Genomic DNA, 18,295 nt, shown 5'->3' with positions numbered 1-18,295 from the left:
GCTGTGCGGCGTTATCGCGGGAACCGGAGGAGGAGCTATGCCAGAGCTTGCAATATCCGCGGAGAAGGTCGCCTTCATCATCGAGAAGGCGCGTGAATTCGACGTCAAGGAGGGGGATTCCGATCCGGATTCCGGCTCGAACCCGACCGATGACGACGCGGTCGACGTCCTCGAGGATGACGGCTCCGATCCTGTCGTCCAAGAGCTCGGCAGCTTCATGATCGCCCTGAACGAGGACGAGCAGCTTGATCTCGTCGCACTGACCTGGCTCGGTCGCGGCGACGGCACCATCGATGACTGGGACGATTTGCGCGCCCGCGCGGTGGAGGCGCGGACAGAATATCGCAGCCCGCGCCGCGAAACCGTGCATTACCTGCTCGGCGAGCCGATGCTGGGCGATCTGCTCGCAGGCGGGCTCGACGAATTCGGCATCGACTGGACCGACGAGCGCACGACGGCCGATTCGTCCGCTCCGAGTCAGCAGGACGAAGACGAGCCGACGAAGCAGCGGTGATCCTGCAAAGCGCTCTCTCCCCGCAGGACGGGGAGAGAGCGAAGGGACGTCAGAGCGTCCCCGGGAATGCGCCACCATCGAGCAGGATGTTCTGCCCGGTGATGAAGCCGGCCTTGGCGCCGCACAGGAAGGCGCAGGCATAGCCGAACTCGTCGGGCTGGCCGAAGCGGCCGGCGGGATTGAGCTTGGCGCGCTCGGTCAGGATCTGCTCGGCCGAGACGCCGCGCTTGTCGGCCTCGGCCTTTGCGGTGCCGGTCAGCCGGTCGGTCTCGAACGGACCCGGCAACAGGCCGTTGATGGTGACGTTGTTGATCACCGTCTTGCGCGACAGGCCGGCGATGAAGCCGGTGAGACCGGCGCGCGCGCCGTTGGAGAGGCCGAGGATGTCGATCGGCGCCTTCACCGCGGCCGAGGTGATGTTGACGATGCGGCCGAACTTGCGCGCCATCATGCCGTCCACGGTCGCCTTGATCAGCTCGATCGGTGTCAGCATGTTGGCGTCGATCGCCTTGATCCAGTCGTCACGGGTCCAGTTGCGGAAATCGCCGGGCGGCGGGCCGCCGGCGTTGTTGATCAGGATGTCGGGCTCGGGGCAGGCCTTCAGTACGGCTTCGCGGCCGGCCGGTGTCGTGATGTCGCCAACGATCTCGGTGACCTTCACGCTCGGATAGGCCTTCCGGATCTCGTCCGCCGTCTTCTTCAGAGCTTCCGCGCCGCGCGCGGTCAGCGTGACGTCAACGCCGGCGTCAGCCAGCGAGATGGCGCAGGCGCGGCCGAGGCCCTTGCTGGATGCGCAGACGATGGCGCGGCGACCTTTGATCCCAAGATCCACTGTTTCACTCCCGTAATGTCAGGCAGGTTTGGATGGCGGTCACCTTAGCCAACATCGGTGCTGCTGGTAAGGCATGGGCTCGCATCAAAATGCATGCGCCTCGCTGCTAGCGATGCAAATGCGCCAGATCAGATGCGCCGCTCCTGCTTGAGGCGGTCGATCGCGGAGGCTGCTTCAGGCGGCAGCGACTTGAAGCCCATCTGGCCCGCCGTCGAGAACAGCGGCCGCAGATGCGAGCCGGCGAGAAACGGCGGCTGCTTGTTGGCCGGCACGATCTGGTCGAACACCAGGACCAGCGTGGTGGCGACGAGACCGACCCTGACGGCGCCGAGCGCGGCGCCGCCGAGCCGGTCGCCGATGCCGGCGTTGCGGATCGTGTCGTTCAGCGCCAGGCGGCCGATATAGCCGAACAGCATTCCGACCACCACGAAGATGCCGAACAGCCAGATCCAGTTCTGCAGCAATGGCGCATTCGGGTTGCCGGCGATTTGCGGCGCGATCAGTGGCATCAGCGCAACCGCGATCGGCGCAGCGAGGAGATAGGCGAGGATGGTCATGGCGCTGCGGAGCAGGCCGGTCCTGAAGCCGAAGCCGATCGCGATGGCGAGCGCGGCATAGACGGCGAGATCGAAATTGTTCATGAGCAAAACCCAGCCTCGATGGAACGAATGAACGCCGGACCGATCATTCCGGTTTCAGATCGCTAAAATCGTCTGTATTTTTCTTGGCTCCAGGGGCTGGGGGTTGTGTCCATATTCATGCTTATTCGAGGTCGGTAAAGAAAATATCTGAGGCGTCGTCCCGGCGAACGCCGGGACCCATACCGCGTGATCTATCGATGAGCGCAGGAGACAATACCGCGCAACGACCAATCTTCGCCAAACTATTCCCTGTGGCTATGGGTCCCGGCGTTCGCCGGGACGACGACGTGGAGATAGCGTCGCCTAACTCGCCCGCATCTCCGCCCTGATCATATCCGCCGCCTTCTCCCCGATCATGATGGTCGGCGCGTTGGTGTTGCCGCCGATCAGCGTCGGCATGATCGAGGCGTCGACGACGCGCAAGGCCTCGACGCCGCGCACCTTCAGTGCCGGATCGACCACGGCAAGCGCATCCGTCCCCATCTTGCAGGTGCCGACGGGGTGATAGACCGTGTCGACGCGACTACGCAGAATGTTGCGGATGTCGTCGTCGGTTCGCACGTCGGACGTGAACATGTCCTTCTTCTGCAGCGCGCGCATCGCGGGCGTCTCCATCAGCCGCCGCGTGGTCTTGAAGCCCGCGACCATCGTCTCGAGATCCTCTTCCTCGCCGAGAAAGTTCGGATCGATCATGGGTGCCGCAAGCGGATCGGCGCTCTTCAGCCAGACGCTGCCGCGGCTCTTCGGCCGCAGCAGGCAGACGTGACATGAGAAGCCTGCCTCCTTGTGCTTCTTGCGGCCGTGGTCGTCGAGCATCGCGATGATGAAGTGAAGCTGAATGTCGGGCACGTCGAGATGTGCCTGCGTTTTCAGGAAGCCGCCGCATTCGGCGAAATTGGTCGTCATCAGGCCGCGTCGTTCGCGGCGATAGCGTTGGATGGCGCGGAGCAGGGACGGCAGCCGGCCGAGCGAGGCGTGAACGAAGTGCGGATAGTCGGAGGCGTAGACGAACACGAAATCCGGGTGGTCCTGCAGATTGCGCCCGACGCCGGGCAGATGATGCACGACGCCAATGCCGTGCTTGCCGAGCGCATCTGCATCGCCGATGCCCGACAACATCAGCAATTGCGGTGACTGGAAGGCGCCGCCGGCAAGGATCACCTCGCGGCGCGCGCGCAGCTGCTTCGTCTGCTTGCCCTGGACATATTCGATGCCGACTGCGCGGCCTCCTTCGAACAGGATTTTCGTGGCGTGTGCCCCCGTCTCGACGCGCAGATTGGCGCGCTTGTCGATGTGGGGATGCAGATAGGCGCGCGCCGCGCTCCAGCGTTCGCCATTGTGCTGCGTCACCTGATAGCTGCCGAGCCCTTCGTGATCCTCGCCATTGAAGTCCTCGCGAATGCGGAACTGCGCCTCGCGTGCGGCCTGATGGAAGACATCATGGATCGGATTGTCCGAGCGCAGCCGGTTGACATGCAGCGGGCCGCCCTTGCCGTGATACTCGCCGTCGAAATCGGAATTGTTCTCGGAAGCCTTGAAATAAGGCAGCACGTCCGCAAACGACCAGCCGGCATTGCCGAGCGAAGCCCAGTGGTCGTAATCCCATTTGTGGCCGCGGATGTAGACCATGGCGTTGATCGCCGAGGAGCCGCCAAGACCCTTGCCGCGCGGCTGATAGCCGATGCGGCCGTTCAATCCCTTCTGCGGCACGGTATCGAAGCCCCAGTTGGCGGTTTGGTAGGGCAGAGCAAGCCCGAACGGCGTGGTGATGCGCCAACTGTCGTTCGGCCCGCCCGCATCGAGCAGCGCCACGGACGTCGCCGCATCCTCCGACAGCCTTCCTGCAACCGCGCAGCCGCCGGAGCCCGCGCCCACGACGACGAAATCGAACGTGTCAGTCACTGATGTTTCCCCCATTTCCTTCGTCATTCCGGGGCGCGCCCCTTTGGCGCGAGCCCGGAATCCATAACCCCGACTGGTGGATATGGATTCCGGGCTCGACGCTTCGCGTCGCCCCGGAATGACGAGCAACTACGACATGAACCGCATCAACTTCTCCAGCCGCGCGATCTTGCCGCCATAGGGCGGATAGAGGTCGGCGAGGCGGTTGAACTTGGAGCGATAGAACACCGGCTTCAGCTTGCTGAACGTGCGAAAGCCCCATTCGCCGTGATAGGCGCCGGTGCCGGATGCGCCGACGCCGCCCATCGGCTGGTTGATTTGCGTGAAGTGAAACAGGCAGTCGTTGATCGTGACGCCGCCGGAGACGGTGCGCGCCAGCACCTCGTCGCGCGCGGCACCGTCCTTGCCGAACCAGTACAGCGCAAGCGGCCGGTCGCGATGGTTGATGAAGGCGATGGCCTCGGCCGGATCGCGGTAGCCGAGAACGGGGAGCACGGGGCCAAAAATCTCCTCCTGCATCGCCGCCATCGCTTCGGTCGCCCCGACGATCAGCGTCGGCGGGAATTTCCGGTGCGCCTTCCAGTTCGGATCGTCCGCCTTCGCCGGCTGCAGGATCTTTGCGCCGCGCTGCGCCGCATCCGCGACGAGGCTTTCGAGCCGGGCGTAATGCCGGTCCGAGATGATCGACGTGTAGTCCTTGTTTGAAGGATCGGTGCCGAACATCCGCCGCATCTGGGCGCGGACCTTCTCGGCGAAGGCCTGCAACGAGCGCTCCGGCACCAGCACATAGTCCGGTGCGATGCAGGTCTGCCCGGCATTGAGCAGCTTGCCGTAGGCGATGCGCTCGGCCGCTTCATCGAGGTCGGCCGAGGCGTCGATGATCGCAGGCGACTTGCCGCCGAGCTCGAGGGTAACCGGCGTCAGGTTACGCCCCGCGGCCTCCGCGACCAGCCGCCCGACCCGGGTCGAGCCGGTGAACACGAGGTGATCGAACGGCAGGCGCGCAAAGCCTTGCGCGATCTCGCCCTCGATACCGGTGACGTGCAACTCGGTCGCATCGAATCGTGCGGCGACGGTCTCCCTCAGCAGGCCTGCGAAGTGCGGCGTGAGCTCGCTCGGTTTGATCAGGACACGGTTGCCGGCGGCGAGCGCGCCGATCGCGGGCGCGAGCGTGAGCTGGAGCGGATAATTCCAGGGCGCGATGATGCCGACCACGCCGAGCGGCTGCGGCAGCAGCCGGTTGCGCGCGGGCAGGAATTGCAGCGCGGTGGCGACGCGCTGCGGCGCCATCCAGCTCTTGAGATGTTTTGTGGCATGCCGGATCTCGGAGAACAGCAGCATGGTCTCGGCGATGGTGGTCTCGACCGCGGAGCGGTGGCCGAAATCGGCCGAGATCGCCTGCCGGAAGCGCTCCTCGTTGTCGGCGACCACCGCGCGCAGCCGCGCCAGCCGGTCGAGCCGCTCGGCAAGGCCGGCCGGCGGCTCGTCCCGCGACCGCGCGACCATGGCGTGGAAGGCCTCCTCCAGCGCTCCGACCGGGGCGCTCGTCAGGGATTTGTCCACGGGCGTTCCTCCCTCAAGGGCGCGTGTCAGCCTTAATCTTGTTGCCGCAAGCTGGCCCTTTGTGGAACTTCTGGCAAGAGCGCGCGGAACGCAGCCGAAATCGGTCGCTTCCGCTGTCATAAAGTCGAAAAAAACGTTCCCGCGGCCCTTTCCAAAGGCAGCTCGGGTTGGTACATACGCCCCGCACCCGAGGGCTTTGCCCGGGGTTGCCTTCCAAGGAAGCCTTTGGGACGGACGAGAAAAGCCACGCGAACAGCGCCGGCCTCAACCGACCGTCCCCGGGATCCAACTGAAGGCAAAGCAAGTGTTTAACGCGGGGTGGAGCAGCCCGGTAGCTCGTCAGGCTCATAACCTGAAGGTCATAGGTTCAAATCCTATCCCCGCAACCAAATTCGGATTTTACCGGATCCGATACGAAAATGGCCCGCTTAATGCGGGCCATTTTTGTTTTGGGGCTGGTCGCTGACGGGCCTCACGCCGTGGCGGGAAGACGCGCAGCTGCAGGCGCGTTCTGTGCCTTTCCGAGGGGACCGACAAAGCCGGCGAAGGCTGGCTCCGCACCTGCCGTTTCAATTGATGGCCGCCGCCACGGCGAGGACGGCCGTGTTGTTTTGCCAAGCCGTTCGCGGAAATCTGCGCATCAGGGACGTGCGTATACCGAGCTCTCGCACAACGGCACTCGGGGAAATTCTCACGCTGTGCAGCATTGGCTGTCGTCGCAGGCATCGATGGCGGCGGGTTGCAATTGTGGAACCTCGACGCTAAACCTGTAATTGCGACGGGCTGCTGGGGTTACGTGCCCTCGCCCTGACGACAGCCCTGAAGGGGACGGGGGACAATACTCTCATTTGCTTTGGCCGCGCTGCCCGCGCTTCGGCGCCGCACAAGTCCTTGTGTGAAGACGCTGGGCACTGCTGCCTCCAATGATTTCTCGAAGTCCAATCCCTCGAAGGGCCATCCGTCCGCAGTCAGGGAGAGCGCAGCTCGACGTACCCGAATGTCATAACTGCAAAAAGGACCAATCATTGTGAAGTCTCTCGCCATATCGGTTCTCGCGCTTACTGCCATTTTCACCGTTTCAGCTTCGGCCAAGGACGCCCTTCAAGCCACGCGTGACTGCATGGTCGCGCACGGTGCCGTTCGCAATCCGGACGGCTCGGTCCGCCTCAACATTCCCCGCAAGGAGGCTTTGGCCGTCCGCGACAAGTGCCGGAAGCAATCAGGCTACAAGGGCACCGACTAATCAACGCGAGCGACGCGCGTCTGTCTCGGGCAGGCACGCATCCGCATGAGCTCCGCGTTTTTTATTCCAATATTCTGCAAGACGGATCGCTGGAGTCGCCGCAGACCCACGCAATCCCTGTCCTCGGAGAAGCTACGTGAAGAAGACGGTACTGACTGCTTTGACTCTGGCGATGCTCGCCTCGAGTCCGGCTCTGCCCGAACCCTCGAACAGCACGCCGCACGCGCTGGCATGCATGAAGAAATACGGCTTCACCTACGCCCAATGGCGCGCCTATGCCGTCCCGGCCGAGAAGGCGAATCCCTATAGGGCCTGTCGGGACGCGGCTCCGGCGGGAGAAAATTCCGGAATGGGCAAGAGCGGCGCCTGTCAGCGGAAGGCGGGCTTTACCCAGGCGCAGAACGACGCTGGGCAGGTCACGCCCGACCAACGGCAGAAGTGGGAACGTTGCATGGGGATGTGACCCGTTACTGGTCCCGGCCTTTCCAAGGAAAGCCCTGATCTCGTCATCGCGCATCGGTGATGAGAAGGTCGGACAGGCAAGGAGCTGTTCAACCGGCCAGCGGTCAACGCTAACCGAAAACGCCCGCGCGTCTTCAGCGCGCGGGCGACGACGATGTTCTCAACAGCGCAGAACGTTTCCAATCAGTCCCTATGCGGACAGACCATCGTCAGATGGAGCAGCGTCGGCCTGTCCGAGCCCTTCTTGTATTCCCACTCCAACCGGATCTCGTGCCGGTGGGCGAAGGCATCGCTCGGCGCATGAACGATGATATTGGTCTTCATCGGGATCGGCGGCTCGGAGTTGAAGCACTTCCGGACGCTGGCATCGAGCAGGTCGCATCGCGTCAGCGGGATGACGCCGGGCTCGTCCCTGGAGAGCGGGACCGTGTTCGGCTGGGTGCTGAGGTCGAGACGAGCCCGGCCCTTCTCCTTGTGCCAGTATTGGGCGCTTCCCTGCGGCCACTTCGAGGCCGGCGTCAGAATCAGGTGGTACTGGCCGTATTCCAGGGTCGGCAGATCGATGTCGTCCGACGCTTTGAGCTTTTCCACGCTCCTCTTCATGTTCGCCAGAGGGTAGTAATTGCTGTTCATCAAGTCTTTGAACGGCTTGCCGTTGTATGTTTTTCCACCCATCGCCTTGTCCTTCGATATGATCCAACCAATCAGGGTGACGTGCAGCCCAGCAAAGCTCGTTGGCCAGAACGAAGCCCTCGGCGCCCCCAGAACGCGCGGCCCCATGTTCGCGCGCGCAAACGCTATCATTCGAAAATGTGCTTCGTCCAGAGAGCTACTGGTTGGTGATGCAGCCATGCTTCTTTGCAAGTTCGATTGCCATGATTCCTCCGATAGGTAATCTTGCGTCAGGCTCTTCGCGAGCGCCGGTCTGTGAAAAACGGCGCTGCGACTTTTGAAGGCACGGAAATGCATTGTGCCGCGTGTCAGTCGGCGATCGACCCAGGCGACAGTTGGTGCTCCAAGTGCGGGGTGGCCGTGCGGCGCTCCGAGCCGGACAGCGAACGCCGGTTCGTGACTATACTCCGCGCCGACGTCGTCGACTCGACCGGGCTCGTTGCCGATCTCGATCCCGAGGAGGCGGTCTCGCGCCTGGAGCCGGCCCTGGTCGCCATGCGAGGCGCGGTGCGTCAATTCGGGGGCATCGTCAGCAAGGAATTGGGCGACGGGCTTTCGGCGGTGTTCGGCGCACCGATCGCAGACGACAATCACGCACCGCTGGCCTGCCATGCCGCGATCGAGCTGGTCCGGCGCGTCGCCGGCCTGGGCGATCCTGGGCTTCAGGTTCGGGTCGGTCTCCACTCCGGCCATGTCGTCGCCTACATGATCGCCAGCGAATTTTCCAAGGTCTACGAGATCGGTGGTGCCGCCCAGCATCTGGCTGCCCGGCTGGAGTCGGCGGCCGAGGCGAACCAGATCTACGTGTCGGAAGCCTGCCAACAGCTTGCCGAAGGGCATGTCCGATTCGAGTTTCTGGGCGGCAGGCCGCTGCGAGGCTTCAACCAATCAGTGCCGGTCTACCGGATCGTGGGTGCGAGCGACCTGTCGAGCTGGCGGGTGCGGCGGGCGCGCAGCGTCTCCCGGTTTGTCGACCGCACGACCGAGCGGGCGTTGCTGGCCCGCGCCGTCGAGGGCGCCAGAACCAGCCGGCAGACGGTTCTGCTGCTCGGCGATGCTGGAATCGGCAAATCGCGGCTCGCGCACGAGTTTGTCCAGGAGCTCAGGTCCCATGGCTGGCGCCTGATCGACGCCGAGTGCAGCCCGAACCTCCAGGGAGCTCCGTTCAGCACGCTCAAGCGTCTTTTGCTCTCGGCTCTGGAGGTGGCCGCAAAGGACCCTGTCAGTCCGTCAGATCCCCGGGAGGAGCTGGCGGAGATTCAGCAGTGCGCACTCGACGCGGTGCTCGATCTGCCGATCTCGAATCCGCAGTGGAATCAGCTGGAGCCGCACGCCCGGGGGCGTGCCATCTCCGATGCAAGCTGCGCCATTGTCGGGGGCATCGCCGGCCGTCAGCGCACGATCCTCCTGCTCGAAGATCTGCACTGGATCGACCGCGCCAGCGATTCGGTCATGGCTACGATCGCTTCGCTTCAGGCGCCCGGTCTTCTCGTGCTCCTCACGTCGAGGCCCAACGGCATGCCGGTATGGATCGCGCGCTGCCACGCCGAGGTGGTTGCGATGCGGCCGCTCGACGATGATTCGGGGTTGGCCATGCTGGCCGACATGCTCGGTCCCTCCGCGGCAAACGACGACCTGAAGAACCGGATCATCTCGCACACGGCCAATGTTCCTCTCTTCATCGAGGAGGTCTGCCGCGGGCTGCGGGACAGCGGCACGCTTCACGGCCAGTGGGGTGATCTCGCGCTGATGCGTCCGATCGAAGAGCTCGGCATTCCCTCGAGCATCCAGGGCGTGATTGCAGCGCGCCTCGATCGCGTGTCGCGGCAGGAGCGGTCCGTTCTGCAGATCGCGGCTGCGCTTGGGCCCCGATCGAGCGTCGCCATGCTGCGCAAGCTCGTCGAGCTGTCCGAGAATGCCCTTCAGGATTGTCTTGCGGCGCTCGATCGCGCCGAGCTGCTGGCGAGGATCGACAGGGAACTGGACGATGCGCTCGAGTTTCGGCACGAGATGGTTCGGCAGGTGACCTACGACTCGATGGTCGACAAGGTGCGCGAAGACATCCATGCGCGCATTCTTGTGACGCTCGAAAGCAACGCATCGTCCACGGATGCGCCTGATGCGCTGTGCTATCACGCCGTGCGCGCCAAGGATTGGTACAAGGCATTCGTTCACGGCAAGAGCGCAGGACGAAAATGCCTGAGCCGATCGGCCTTTTCGGACGCGGCCAGCTATTTCGAAGTCGCGATGGGCTCCCTCGACAAGACCCCGATAACGCCTTTGCGGGAGGCCGATGCGATCGACCTGCGGATGGAAGCACGCGCGGCCTTCATCGCGTCCGGTCAGGTCGCCGAGTGGCTCGACCTCGGAAAAGAGGCCGAGCGGCGGGCCGGCGCGATCGATGACATCGGGCGCAGGGTCGCCGCCATGACGGTCAGAGCCGGCGCGCAGAACTTCTATGGAGCGCCGGTCGAAGCGGTCGTGGTTTCCGAAGAGGTGGCCCGCCTTGCGGAGGAGTGGGGCAATCAGGGATGGCTCAATCTCGCAAGATACGGTCTCGGACAGGCCTATTTCCTCGCCGGCCGCTACCGCGAAGCCGAACGGACGTTGGCGCTGGCCCACGCTCAGCTGACCGGTCCGGATGCCAGCGCCCCGATCGGGACGACGCCAAGAAATCTGCTGCTGCTCTGCTGCATGATGAAGAGCTTTACTCACACGGTCATCGGCGAGCTGGATATCGCGGACCGGCTTCAGCGTGAGGCGGCGGCGATCGCGGCGGAGACCAATCGCCCCTATGATCTTTCAGCTGCCGCCTATAGCGGCGGCTGGCTGATGCTCGGCCGGGGCGACCCGGCGGCGGCCGCCGCCATTCTCGAAGAGGGCTTCGTCCTGGCGCAGAAGCACGGTATCCGGCTGTTCGTGCCGGTGCTCGCCTGCCACCTCGGCACGGCCTATCTGGAGCAGGGTCTGTTCGACCGGGCGCGCGGCATGCTGACCGAGGCGCGCGAGGAGGCCAAGGCGGTCGGCTATACCTCGGCGGTGCTGCGCAGCTCGATCTATCTTGCGCTCGCGACCTGGCGTCTCGGCGATGTCAGGGCTGCGCAGAACATGCTGCGCGAGGCGCGCAACACCGCCCGCCAGCAGGGGTTTTCGGGCCTCGAGGCCGAGGCCCTGTTTGGCGAGGCCGTCGTGACGCCGGCCTCCAGTGCGGAGAGCAGGGCGGCTATCCTCGCGTCCTTGCGCGCGGCCATCGCGATCGCCTCCGAAAGCGGGGCGCTGCCGCTCCAGCGCAAGGCCGAGGCGATGCTGACCGAGGTGCTGGCCCAGGGCAGTGAGCTCATCTGACGCCGCGTCTGGTCAGGTCTGCACCTTGTCGCCGCGGGATCGAACCGTCGGCCCAAAATGCCGAATAAATCTCGTAGGCAGCACAAAGGGTTAGCTACTGTGCATGGGGTTGTTTTCGAGATTTTTGATCGTGCCCGTCGCCAGGCGGCTGCGAGAGGCACCTCGCAAACCGCGGCGACGAAGCCCTTGCGCCGACGCCAAGGTCGGCTACCGTCGGCTCCTAGCCGCAGGGCCAGGTGACTTTTGATCTTTATTTTTTAGCATCGCATTCTGCCGGCGCCGCTATGGCGCGACGCCCATCGGACGAGGCGGGGCCATGATCACACGGGACCAGTCAGCTTTGTTGGCGCCGGTCGAGCGCGACCTCAGGCTCGATCTCTTCCGCGGTATCGGCCTGTGGATGATCTTCCTCGACCACATCCCGCACGACGTCGTGGCCTGGCTGACGCTGCGTAATTACGGCTTCAGCGACGCCGCCGAGTTCTTCGTCTTCATCTCCGGCTATCTGGTCGGCTGGATCTACGGCCCGATCGTCGCCGGCGGCTGGTTTCTCGCCGCGATGAAGCGGCTGTGGCGGCGTGCGGCTGAGTTGTATGTCGCGCACATCATGTTGTTTCTGCTGTTCACGGCGCAGATCGCCCGCACCGCGCGCCGCTTCGACAATCCGATGTACCAGCACGAGTTCAACGTGTTCAACTTCCTGTCGCATCCGGACGAGCTGATCGGGCAGGCGATCCTGCTGAAATACAAGCCGGTCAATCTCGACGTGCTGCCGCTCTACATCACGCTGGTGCTCGCATCGCCCTTCATCGTCTGGTGCCTGGTGCGCCGGCCGAACCTGACGCTCGCGGCCTCCGTCGTGCTCTACGTGCTGTCGCGCTGGTTCAACTGGAACATCGCTTCCTATCCGCCCGGCACGACCTGGTACTTCAACCCGTTCTGCTGGCAGCTGATGTTCGTGTTCGCGGCCTGGTGCGGCGTCGGGCAGATCGACAAGATCGCCGGATGGGTGTGGTCGAAAGCGGCGATGGGTCTGGCCGCGGCCTGGCTGGTGTTCGCGCTGCTGATCGTGATGACCTGGCACGTCCCCGCGCTCGAGGCGCTGATCCCGAAATGGATGATCAAGGCGATCTATCCGATCGACAAGACCGACCTCGACATGCTGCGCTTCACGCATTTCCTGGCGCTGGCGATCTGGGTGACTCACTTCATCTCGCGCAAATGGCGGGTGCTGCATGGGGCCTGGCTGCGGCCCGTGATCCTCTGCGGCCAGCATTCGCTGCCGATCTTCTGCCTCGGCGTGTTCCTGTCGTTCTCGGCGCACTGGATCCTGACGCAATACACCAAGGGCGTCTGGGAGCAGCTCGCCGTCTCCATCGTCGGCATCGTCATCATGGTCGGCGCGGCCTGGCTGCTCGACCGCGCCGAGCGCGTGCCGAGCCTGTTCGTGAAGGTGACCGAGGTCGAGGAGCCGGAGATCGTCGAGAGCGCGCAGGCCGCGACCGCCGGCGCGGCCCCCGCGAGCCGCTGAAGCATCGTCCGCATGTCCTGGAGAGCCCAATGTCCAAACGTTTGCTGACGATCGCCGGCGCTCTCCTGTTTCTCGTCTGCGGTGCGTCGGCACAGGCGCCGTCGCCGGAGGCGATGAGCGCGGCGCGCAAGCTCGTCGTGACCTTGAAGGTCGCCGATCAGTACCGCGCATTGCTGCCCCAGCTCCTGCTCAAGCTCCGGCCGGTGGTCGCGCAGGACAGGCCGGAGATCGAGCGCGACTACGATGCGGTGACGGCACCCGGCTCCGAGATCTATGCTCCGTTCGTCGCGTCCATGGTCGAGCAGATCGCGGCGTTCTATGCCCAAAGCTTCACGGTGGACGAGCTGCGCCAGATCGACGCCTTCTACGCCCAGCCCGCAGGCCGAAAGTTCCTGGAGAAGTCGGACGCGCTGGCGCAGGCGAGCGCGCAGATCGGCCAGGACGTCAGCCAGAAGGCCGCCGACGAATTGAAGCAGCGCCTGATCGAGGCGCTGCGCCAGAAAGGCCACAAGCTCTGAGCCGCGGGCTAAGCCAGGAACGCGCGGAAGCGCCGCAGTGCGATCACGAAGAAGACGCCGCCGATCACGGCGAGCGCGACCAGCTGCGGCCACACGGCCTCCAGGCCCGCGCCGCGGAACAGGATCGCCTGCGCGAGCATCACGAAATGCGTGTTGGGCGCCGCCAGCATGATGTCCTGGACGAATTGCGGCATGCTCTCCCGCGGCGTCATGCTGCCCGACAGGGTCTGCAGCGGCAGCAGGATCATGATCAGCAGCAGCCCGAACTGCGGCATCGATCCGGCGACGGTGGCGAGAAAGATGCCCATGCTGGTGGTAGCAAACAGCTGCAGCGCGGCGCCGACGAGGAACAGCGCCAGCGAGCCGTCGATCGTCACCTCCAGCCAGCCCTTGACGACGAAGGAGATCGACAGCGCGGAGGCGACCAGCACCACGGCTCCCATCGACCAGACCTTGCTCACCATGATCTCCAATGGCGTGACCGGCATCACCAGCAGATGCTCGATGGTGCCGTGCTCGCGCTCGCGGATCAGCGCCGCGCCGGTCAGGATGATCGAGAGCATCGTGATCGAGGTGATCACGTGGTCGATGGCGCCGAACCAGGATTTCTTCAGCTCCGGATTGAATCGCGCCCCCAGCGCCAGCTCGATCGGCGCGGTCTGGGCATTGCGCGTGTGCGCCAGGAATTCCGCGACTTCCGCGCTGACGATCTGCTCGATATAGCCACCGCCGTTGAACGCCTGCGAGATGCGGGTCGCATCGACGTTGAGCTGGATCGTGGGCGATTTGCGCGCCAGCAGGTCGCGCTGGAAGTCAGGCGGGATGTCGAGCGCGAAGGTATCGAGGCCGGCGTCCATCCGCCGGTCCATGTCGTATTGCGAGATCAGGCGCGGCTCGGAGAAATAGGGCGCCGTGAATGCCATCTCGATGCGGGTCGAGATCGGCGAATGGTCCTCGTCGACGACCGCGATCGCGGCGCGGTTCAGCGTTTTCGGCAGAGCCTTTGCGCCGGCATAGACCGCCAGCGTGAAGGAATAGACGATGAGCACGAGCAGCATGGGGTCGCGCACCAGGCCGCGCAATTCCTTGATGCCGAGCTGAAACAAATTGTCGAAGCGCATGGTCAGCGGGCCTGTTTCTTCAGCAGCATCGCGCCGGCAATCACCAGGACGGGGACCATGATCGCGAGCGCCAGCAGATCGTTGTGGAGGGTGTCGAACGCCAGGCCCTTGGAGAAGGTGCCGCGCGAGATCGTGACGAAATAGGTGGTGGGATAGAGCCGCCCGACCAGGGCACCAAGTCCCTGCAGCGAGGAGACCGGATCGATCAGCCCGGAATACTGGATGGCCGGAATCAGCGTGACCAGAACGGTGCCGAACAGGGCCGCGATCTGGCTGTTCATGAAGGCCGAGATCACCAGCCCCATGCCGGTCGTCGCCGTGACATAGAGCAGCGCGGCGAGCGCGTAGGTCGGAAAGCTCCCGGTGAAGGGGACACGGAAGACGACGAGGGCAAAGCCGACGAGAAGAAGGAAGTTTCCGAACGCCAGCACGACATAGGGCAGCTGCGTGCCGAGCAGGAATTCCAGCCGCGTCACCGGCGTCACGTAGAAATTGACGATCGAGCCGAGCTCCTTCTCGCGCACGACCGCGAGCGCGGCGAGCACGGCCGGAATCATGATCAGCAGCAGCGGAATGATGCCCGGCGCCATGGCGACGACGCTGATGACATCGGGATTGTAGCGGTAGCGCAGCTGGAGCTGATAGGAGCCGGCGATCGCCGCCTCGCCATAGAGCTCGCGGCCCTTTTGCGCGAGCCAGGTGGCGTGGATCGCCTGGGCGTAGGAGCGCAGCGTTTCGGCCCGCGTCGGATTGGCGCCGTCGACCCAGGCGCCGATCTCGACATGGCGGCCGCGGCTGACGTCGCGGCCGAAGCCCGGCGGCAGCTCGATGGCGAGCCCGATCTCGCCGGCGCGCATGCGACGGTCGAGATCGGCGTAATCGGTGATGGGGGATTTTTCGGTAAAGTAGCGCGAGCCCGCGATCTGGAGGCTGTAGTCGCGGCTGATCGCGCTGTCGTCGCGGTCGAGCACGGCGAAAGTCAGGTTCTCGACGTCCATGCTGATGCCGTAGCCGAGCACGAACAGCAGCAGCACGCTGCCGAGGATTGCGAGCGTGGCGCGGATCGGATCGCGCCGCAGCTCGAGCGCCTCGCGCCGGGAATAGGCGAGCATGCGGGTCGGATTGAACGTCGCGCCGCGCTTGCGTGGCGGCTGTGCTGTCGCGGCCGGGAGGGGCGATGCGATCGCAGGCTGGCCCGCCGGCTCTGGCGTATCCGCGATCGCCTCTTCCAGGCAGGCGATGAAGGCCTGCTCCAGCGTCGCGGTGCCGCGCGCGGCCACGATCGCCGCGGGTGTGTCCGACGTCAGCACCTTGCCCGCATGCATCAGCGAGATCCGGTCGCAGCGCTCGGCCTCGTTCATGAAATGGGTCGAGACGAAGATGGTGACGTCGTCCTTGCGGGAGAGCTCGGCGAGGATCTGCCAGAAGCGGTCGCGGGCGACCGGATCCACGCCGGAGGTCGGCTCGTCGAGGATGAGGATGTCGGGCGCATGGATCATGGCGACCGCCAGCGACAATCGCTGCCGCAGCCCGAGCGGCAGCGCATCGGGCAGGGCCTCGGTAACGTCGGCGAGGTCGAACCGGCTGATCATCTCGCTGATGCGCGGAGCGATGGTCTCCGCCGGCAGCTCGAACAGCCGCGCGTGCAGATCGAGATTTTGCGCGACCGTGAGCTCCGAATAGAGCGAGAAGCCCTGCGACATGTAGCCGATCCGCCGCCGCACCGACATGTCGCCGGCATCGATGGTCTTGCCGAACAGCCGCGCGGTGCCTTCGCTCACCGGCAGGAGGCCCGTGAGCATCTTCATGGTCGTGGTCTTGCCGCACCCGTTGGAGCCGAGGAAGCCGAAGATCTCACCCTTCCTGATACGGAAGCTGACGTCGTCGACGGCCACGAAGCCGTTGAACCGTCGGGTCAGGTGGTCGGCCTCGATCGCGATCTCGTCATGGTCCTCGGCGCGCGGCGGGATGACGACATTGGCATAGTTGCTGCGATCCGCTTCGGGCAAGAGACGAATGAACGCGTCATCGAGCGTATCCGTCCCGGTCTGCTGCTTGAGCTCGGCAGGCGTTCCGGTCGCCAGCACGCGGCCGGCATTCATCGCGATCAGGAAGTCGAACTGCGCGGCCTCTTCCATGTAGGCGGTCGAGACGATCACGCTCATGCCGGGCCGGCTATCGCGGATCGAGGTGATCAATTCCCAGAACTGGCGGCGCGACAGCGGATCAACGCCGGTGGTCGGCTCGTCCAGGATCAAGAGTTCGGGATCGTGGATCAGGGCGCAGCACAGGCCGACCTTCTGCTTCATGCCGCCGGAGAGTTTTGCCGCCGGCCGGTCGGCGAAGGGCGTGAGCCCGGTGTCGCGCAGCAGGCCGGCGATCCGCCTGTGTCGCTCGGCCTTGTCGTGTCCGAACAGACGGCCGAAGAAGTCGATGTTTTCGAACACCGACAGTGTCGGATACAGATTCTTGCCGAGCCCCTGCGGCATATAGGCGATGTCGGGGCACACGTTGCGGCGATGGCGCGAGCTTGCCATATCGCCGCCGAGCACGTGAATGCGTCCGTCCTGGATCGCGCGGGCTCCGGCGATCAGCGACAGCAGGCTCGATTTGCCGACGCCGTCGGGGCCGATCAGTCCGACCATGCAGCCGGACGGCAGGTCGAGCGTGATGGCATCGAGAGCCCGGGCCTTGCCATAGCTCAGGCCCACGCCTTCCAGATGCACCACGTTGCCGGCGGCAGCCGATGCATCGGCTGTGGCAGCCGCGCTCATCGCGTCAGCTTGATCTTGAGATTGCCCGGCCATTGCGCGGCCGGATCGAGCTGCACATAGGCCATGCCTGGCAGGCCGGTCTTCACGTGCTCGATGTGCTGGCGCAGCAGCTCGGGTGCGATATGTGCCTTGATGCGGAACATCAGCTTCTGACGCTCCTCCTCGGTCTCGACGGTCTTGGGCGTGAATTGCGCGACGTCGGCGACGAAGGTGGCCTTGGCGGGAATCACATATTGCGGGATGGCGTCGAGCACGAGGCGAACCTCGGCGCCCATTGCGACGCGGCCGGCATCCGCCGTCGGCAGGAAGAACGTCATGTAGACGTCGCCGAGATCGACCATGTTGAGGACGCGGCCGCCGGCGGCGAGCACCTCACCGGGCTGCGACACGCGATACTGCACGCGGCCATCGCGCGGCGCCTTCAGCACGCTGTCATTGAGGTCGGCATTGATGCTTTCGATCGCGGCCTTCGCGGCGTCGACCGAAGCACCGGCGTCGATCACCATGGCGCGTGAGGAGCTGATCGCGGCCTCGGATGCCGCGACCTGAGCGTGGGACGCGGCGAGCGCCGCCTTGGCCGTGGCGTTGGCGGAGCGGTCGTCGTCCAGCACCTGCTGCGATACCGCACTGGTTCTGATCAATTGTTCGGAGCGATCGAGCTTGCGGCTCGTGCTGTCGAGCTGGGCGATGCGTTGGTCGACCACGGCCTCGGCGGCCTTGCGTTCGGCTTCGCGCTGGTTCACCAGGCTCTTGGCGGTCTCGACGTTGATGGACGCGCGCTGCAGCTGTGCTTCGGCCTGGCGGCGCTGCGCCTGCAATTGCTCGGTGTCCATGCGCGCCAGAATCTGGCCCGCGCGCACGAAGTCGCCTTCGTTGACCAGGATCTCGCGAATCCGGCCCGGCGTCTTGGTCGCGATGTCGATCTCGACTGCCTCGATGCGGCCGTTGCCGCGGGCGAAGCCTGCCGGCAGCGTGTTGGTATCGCGGTGCTGCCAATAGTAATAGCCGCCGCCAGCAACGAGGACGGCGATCGCGGCGATGACGCGACCCGGAGTGAAGTTCATTTTGATCAAAACGCCGTGAGGCGGCGCCCACTGTTGAGACACGAACGCCCGGCCGCTGATGGTGCGGAAAGGCAGCCTCAACATTGCAGTGAATTTTGCATCGCAACTTGATG

At 64.7% G+C, this 18,295-nt stretch carries 14 protein-coding genes and 1 tRNA gene; 7 read left to right on the top strand and 8 right to left on the bottom strand.

Going from position 1 to position 18,295, the window contains the following annotated elements; translation table 11 throughout:
- Positions 1-37 precede the first annotated feature (37 nt).
- Positions 38-514, top strand: a complete 477-nt coding sequence (locus AABA84_RS26395) for a DUF3775 domain-containing protein (RefSeq protein ID WP_028140632.1) — start codon at positions 38-40, stop codon at positions 512-514.
- A 49-nt stretch (positions 515-563) separates the two neighbouring features.
- On the opposite strand, the gene AABA84_RS26390 is transcribed toward AABA84_RS26395, so the two are convergent.
- The 4 genes from AABA84_RS26390 to AABA84_RS26375 form a co-directional block, all read right to left on the bottom strand.
- On the bottom strand, positions 564-1,346 hold the full coding sequence (locus AABA84_RS26390) for an SDR family oxidoreductase (protein ID WP_212245763.1): 783 nt from the start codon (positions 1,344-1,346) through the stop codon (positions 564-566).
- Positions 1,347-1,474: 128 nt separating this feature from the next.
- On the bottom strand, positions 1,475-1,987 hold the full coding sequence (locus AABA84_RS26385) for a CvpA family protein (RefSeq protein WP_212245761.1): 513 nt from the start codon (positions 1,985-1,987) through the stop codon (positions 1,475-1,477).
- Positions 1,988-2,290: 303 nt separating this feature from the next.
- Entirely contained in the window at positions 2,291-3,889 is a 1,599-nt protein-coding gene (locus tag AABA84_RS26380) for a GMC family oxidoreductase (RefSeq protein ID WP_338313630.1), read from the bottom strand.
- Positions 3,890-4,018: 129 nt separating this feature from the next.
- Positions 4,019-5,395 carry a coniferyl aldehyde dehydrogenase gene (locus AABA84_RS26375; protein ID WP_445083423.1) on the bottom strand — a complete coding sequence of 459 codons (1,377 nt, stop codon included), beginning with the start codon at positions 5,393-5,395 and terminating at the stop codon, positions 4,019-4,021.
- A 369-nt stretch (positions 5,396-5,764) separates the two neighbouring features.
- On the opposite strand from AABA84_RS26375, the gene AABA84_RS26370 reads away from it, so the two are divergent.
- The 3 genes from AABA84_RS26370 (at position 5,765) to AABA84_RS26360 (ending at position 7,158) form a co-directional block, all read left to right on the top strand.
- Positions 5,765-5,841: transfer RNA gene (locus AABA84_RS26370), tRNA-Met, on the top strand.
- A 638-nt stretch (positions 5,842-6,479) separates the two neighbouring features.
- A complete protein-coding gene (locus AABA84_RS26365; RefSeq protein WP_143278659.1) occupies positions 6,480-6,695 on the top strand; it encodes a hypothetical protein in 216 nt (71 codons plus the stop codon).
- A gap of 136 nt (positions 6,696-6,831) precedes the next feature.
- Entirely contained in the window at positions 6,832-7,158 is a 327-nt protein-coding gene (locus AABA84_RS26360) for a hypothetical protein (protein ID WP_338313628.1), read from the top strand.
- Between the two features lie 182 nt (positions 7,159-7,340).
- Here the strand turns inward: AABA84_RS26360 and AABA84_RS26355 are convergent, their stop codons facing one another.
- Entirely contained in the window at positions 7,341-7,832 is a 492-nt protein-coding gene (locus AABA84_RS26355) for a hypothetical protein (protein WP_338313627.1), read from the bottom strand.
- 288 nt (positions 7,833-8,120) lie between these two features.
- Between AABA84_RS26355 and AABA84_RS26350 the strand changes: the two genes are divergently transcribed.
- The 3 genes from AABA84_RS26350 to AABA84_RS26340 all read left to right on the top strand — a co-directional run bounded on the left by AABA84_RS26350 (position 8,121) and on the right by AABA84_RS26340 (position 13,223).
- On the top strand, positions 8,121-11,174 hold the full coding sequence (locus AABA84_RS26350; RefSeq protein WP_338313667.1) for an ATP-binding protein: 3,054 nt from the start codon (positions 8,121-8,123) through the stop codon (positions 11,172-11,174).
- A gap of 316 nt (positions 11,175-11,490) precedes the next feature.
- Complete coding sequence (locus AABA84_RS26345; protein WP_212245746.1) at positions 11,491-12,705, top strand: OpgC domain-containing protein; 1,215 nt, start codon at positions 11,491-11,493, stop codon at positions 12,703-12,705.
- 29 nt (positions 12,706-12,734) lie between these two features.
- Positions 12,735-13,223 carry a DUF2059 domain-containing protein gene (locus AABA84_RS26340; RefSeq protein WP_338313626.1) on the top strand — a complete coding sequence of 163 codons (489 nt, stop codon included), beginning with the start codon at positions 12,735-12,737 and terminating at the stop codon, positions 13,221-13,223.
- 8 nt (positions 13,224-13,231) lie between these two features.
- Here the strand turns inward: AABA84_RS26340 and AABA84_RS26335 are convergent, their stop codons facing one another.
- Genes AABA84_RS26335 through AABA84_RS26325 form a run of 3 tightly spaced genes read right to left on the bottom strand, consistent with a single transcriptional unit; the run spans position 13,232 to position 18,182 of the window.
- Positions 13,232-14,344, bottom strand: a complete 1,113-nt coding sequence (locus AABA84_RS26335; protein ID WP_338313625.1) for an ABC transporter permease — start codon at positions 14,342-14,344, stop codon at positions 13,232-13,234.
- Between the two features lie 2 nt (positions 14,345-14,346).
- Entirely contained in the window at positions 14,347-17,118 is a 2,772-nt protein-coding gene (gene rbbA / locus AABA84_RS26330; RefSeq protein WP_338313624.1) for a ribosome-associated ATPase/putative transporter RbbA, read from the bottom strand.
- Positions 17,115-18,182 carry an HlyD family secretion protein gene (locus AABA84_RS26325; protein WP_338313623.1) on the bottom strand — a complete coding sequence of 356 codons (1,068 nt, stop codon included), beginning with the start codon at positions 18,180-18,182 and terminating at the stop codon, positions 17,115-17,117. Before AABA84_RS26325 ends, rbbA begins: the two co-directional genes overlap by 4 nt.
- Between the last annotated feature and the right edge of the window lie 113 nt (positions 18,183-18,295).

Source organism: Bradyrhizobium sp. TM239 (genome assembly GCF_036247985.1).
Lineage (GTDB): Bacteria > Pseudomonadota > Alphaproteobacteria > Rhizobiales > Xanthobacteraceae > Bradyrhizobium > Bradyrhizobium ottawaense.
This window is presented reverse-complemented; position numbering and strand designations above follow the sequence as displayed.

Coding starts and splice junctions, on each gene's coding strand:
- AABA84_RS26350 (WP_338313667.1), top strand. CDS start 8,121: ATGCATTGTGCCGCGTGTCAGTCGGCGATCGACCCAGGCGACAGTTGG.
- AABA84_RS26345 (WP_212245746.1), top strand. CDS start 11,491: ATGATCACACGGGACCAGTCAGCTTTGTTGGCGCCGGTCGAGCGCGAC.
- rbbA (WP_338313624.1), bottom strand. CDS start 17,118: ATGAGCGCGGCTGCCACAGCCGATGCATCGGCTGCCGCCGGCAACGTG.
- AABA84_RS26375 (WP_445083423.1), bottom strand. CDS start 5,395: ATGGTCGCGCGGTCGCGGGACGAGCCGCCGGCCGGCCTTGCCGAGCGG.
- AABA84_RS26325 (WP_338313623.1), bottom strand. CDS start 18,182: ATGAACTTCACTCCGGGTCGCGTCATCGCCGCGATCGCCGTCCTCGTT.
- AABA84_RS26395 (WP_028140632.1), top strand. CDS start 38: ATGCCAGAGCTTGCAATATCCGCGGAGAAGGTCGCCTTCATCATCGAG.
- AABA84_RS26335 (WP_338313625.1), bottom strand. CDS start 14,344: ATGCGCTTCGACAATTTGTTTCAGCTCGGCATCAAGGAATTGCGCGGC.
- AABA84_RS26385 (WP_212245761.1), bottom strand. CDS start 1,987: ATGAACAATTTCGATCTCGCCGTCTATGCCGCGCTCGCCATCGCGATC.
- AABA84_RS26355 (WP_338313627.1), bottom strand. CDS start 7,832: ATGGGTGGAAAAACATACAACGGCAAGCCGTTCAAAGACTTGATGAAC.
- AABA84_RS26340 (WP_338313626.1), top strand. CDS start 12,735: ATGTCCAAACGTTTGCTGACGATCGCCGGCGCTCTCCTGTTTCTCGTC.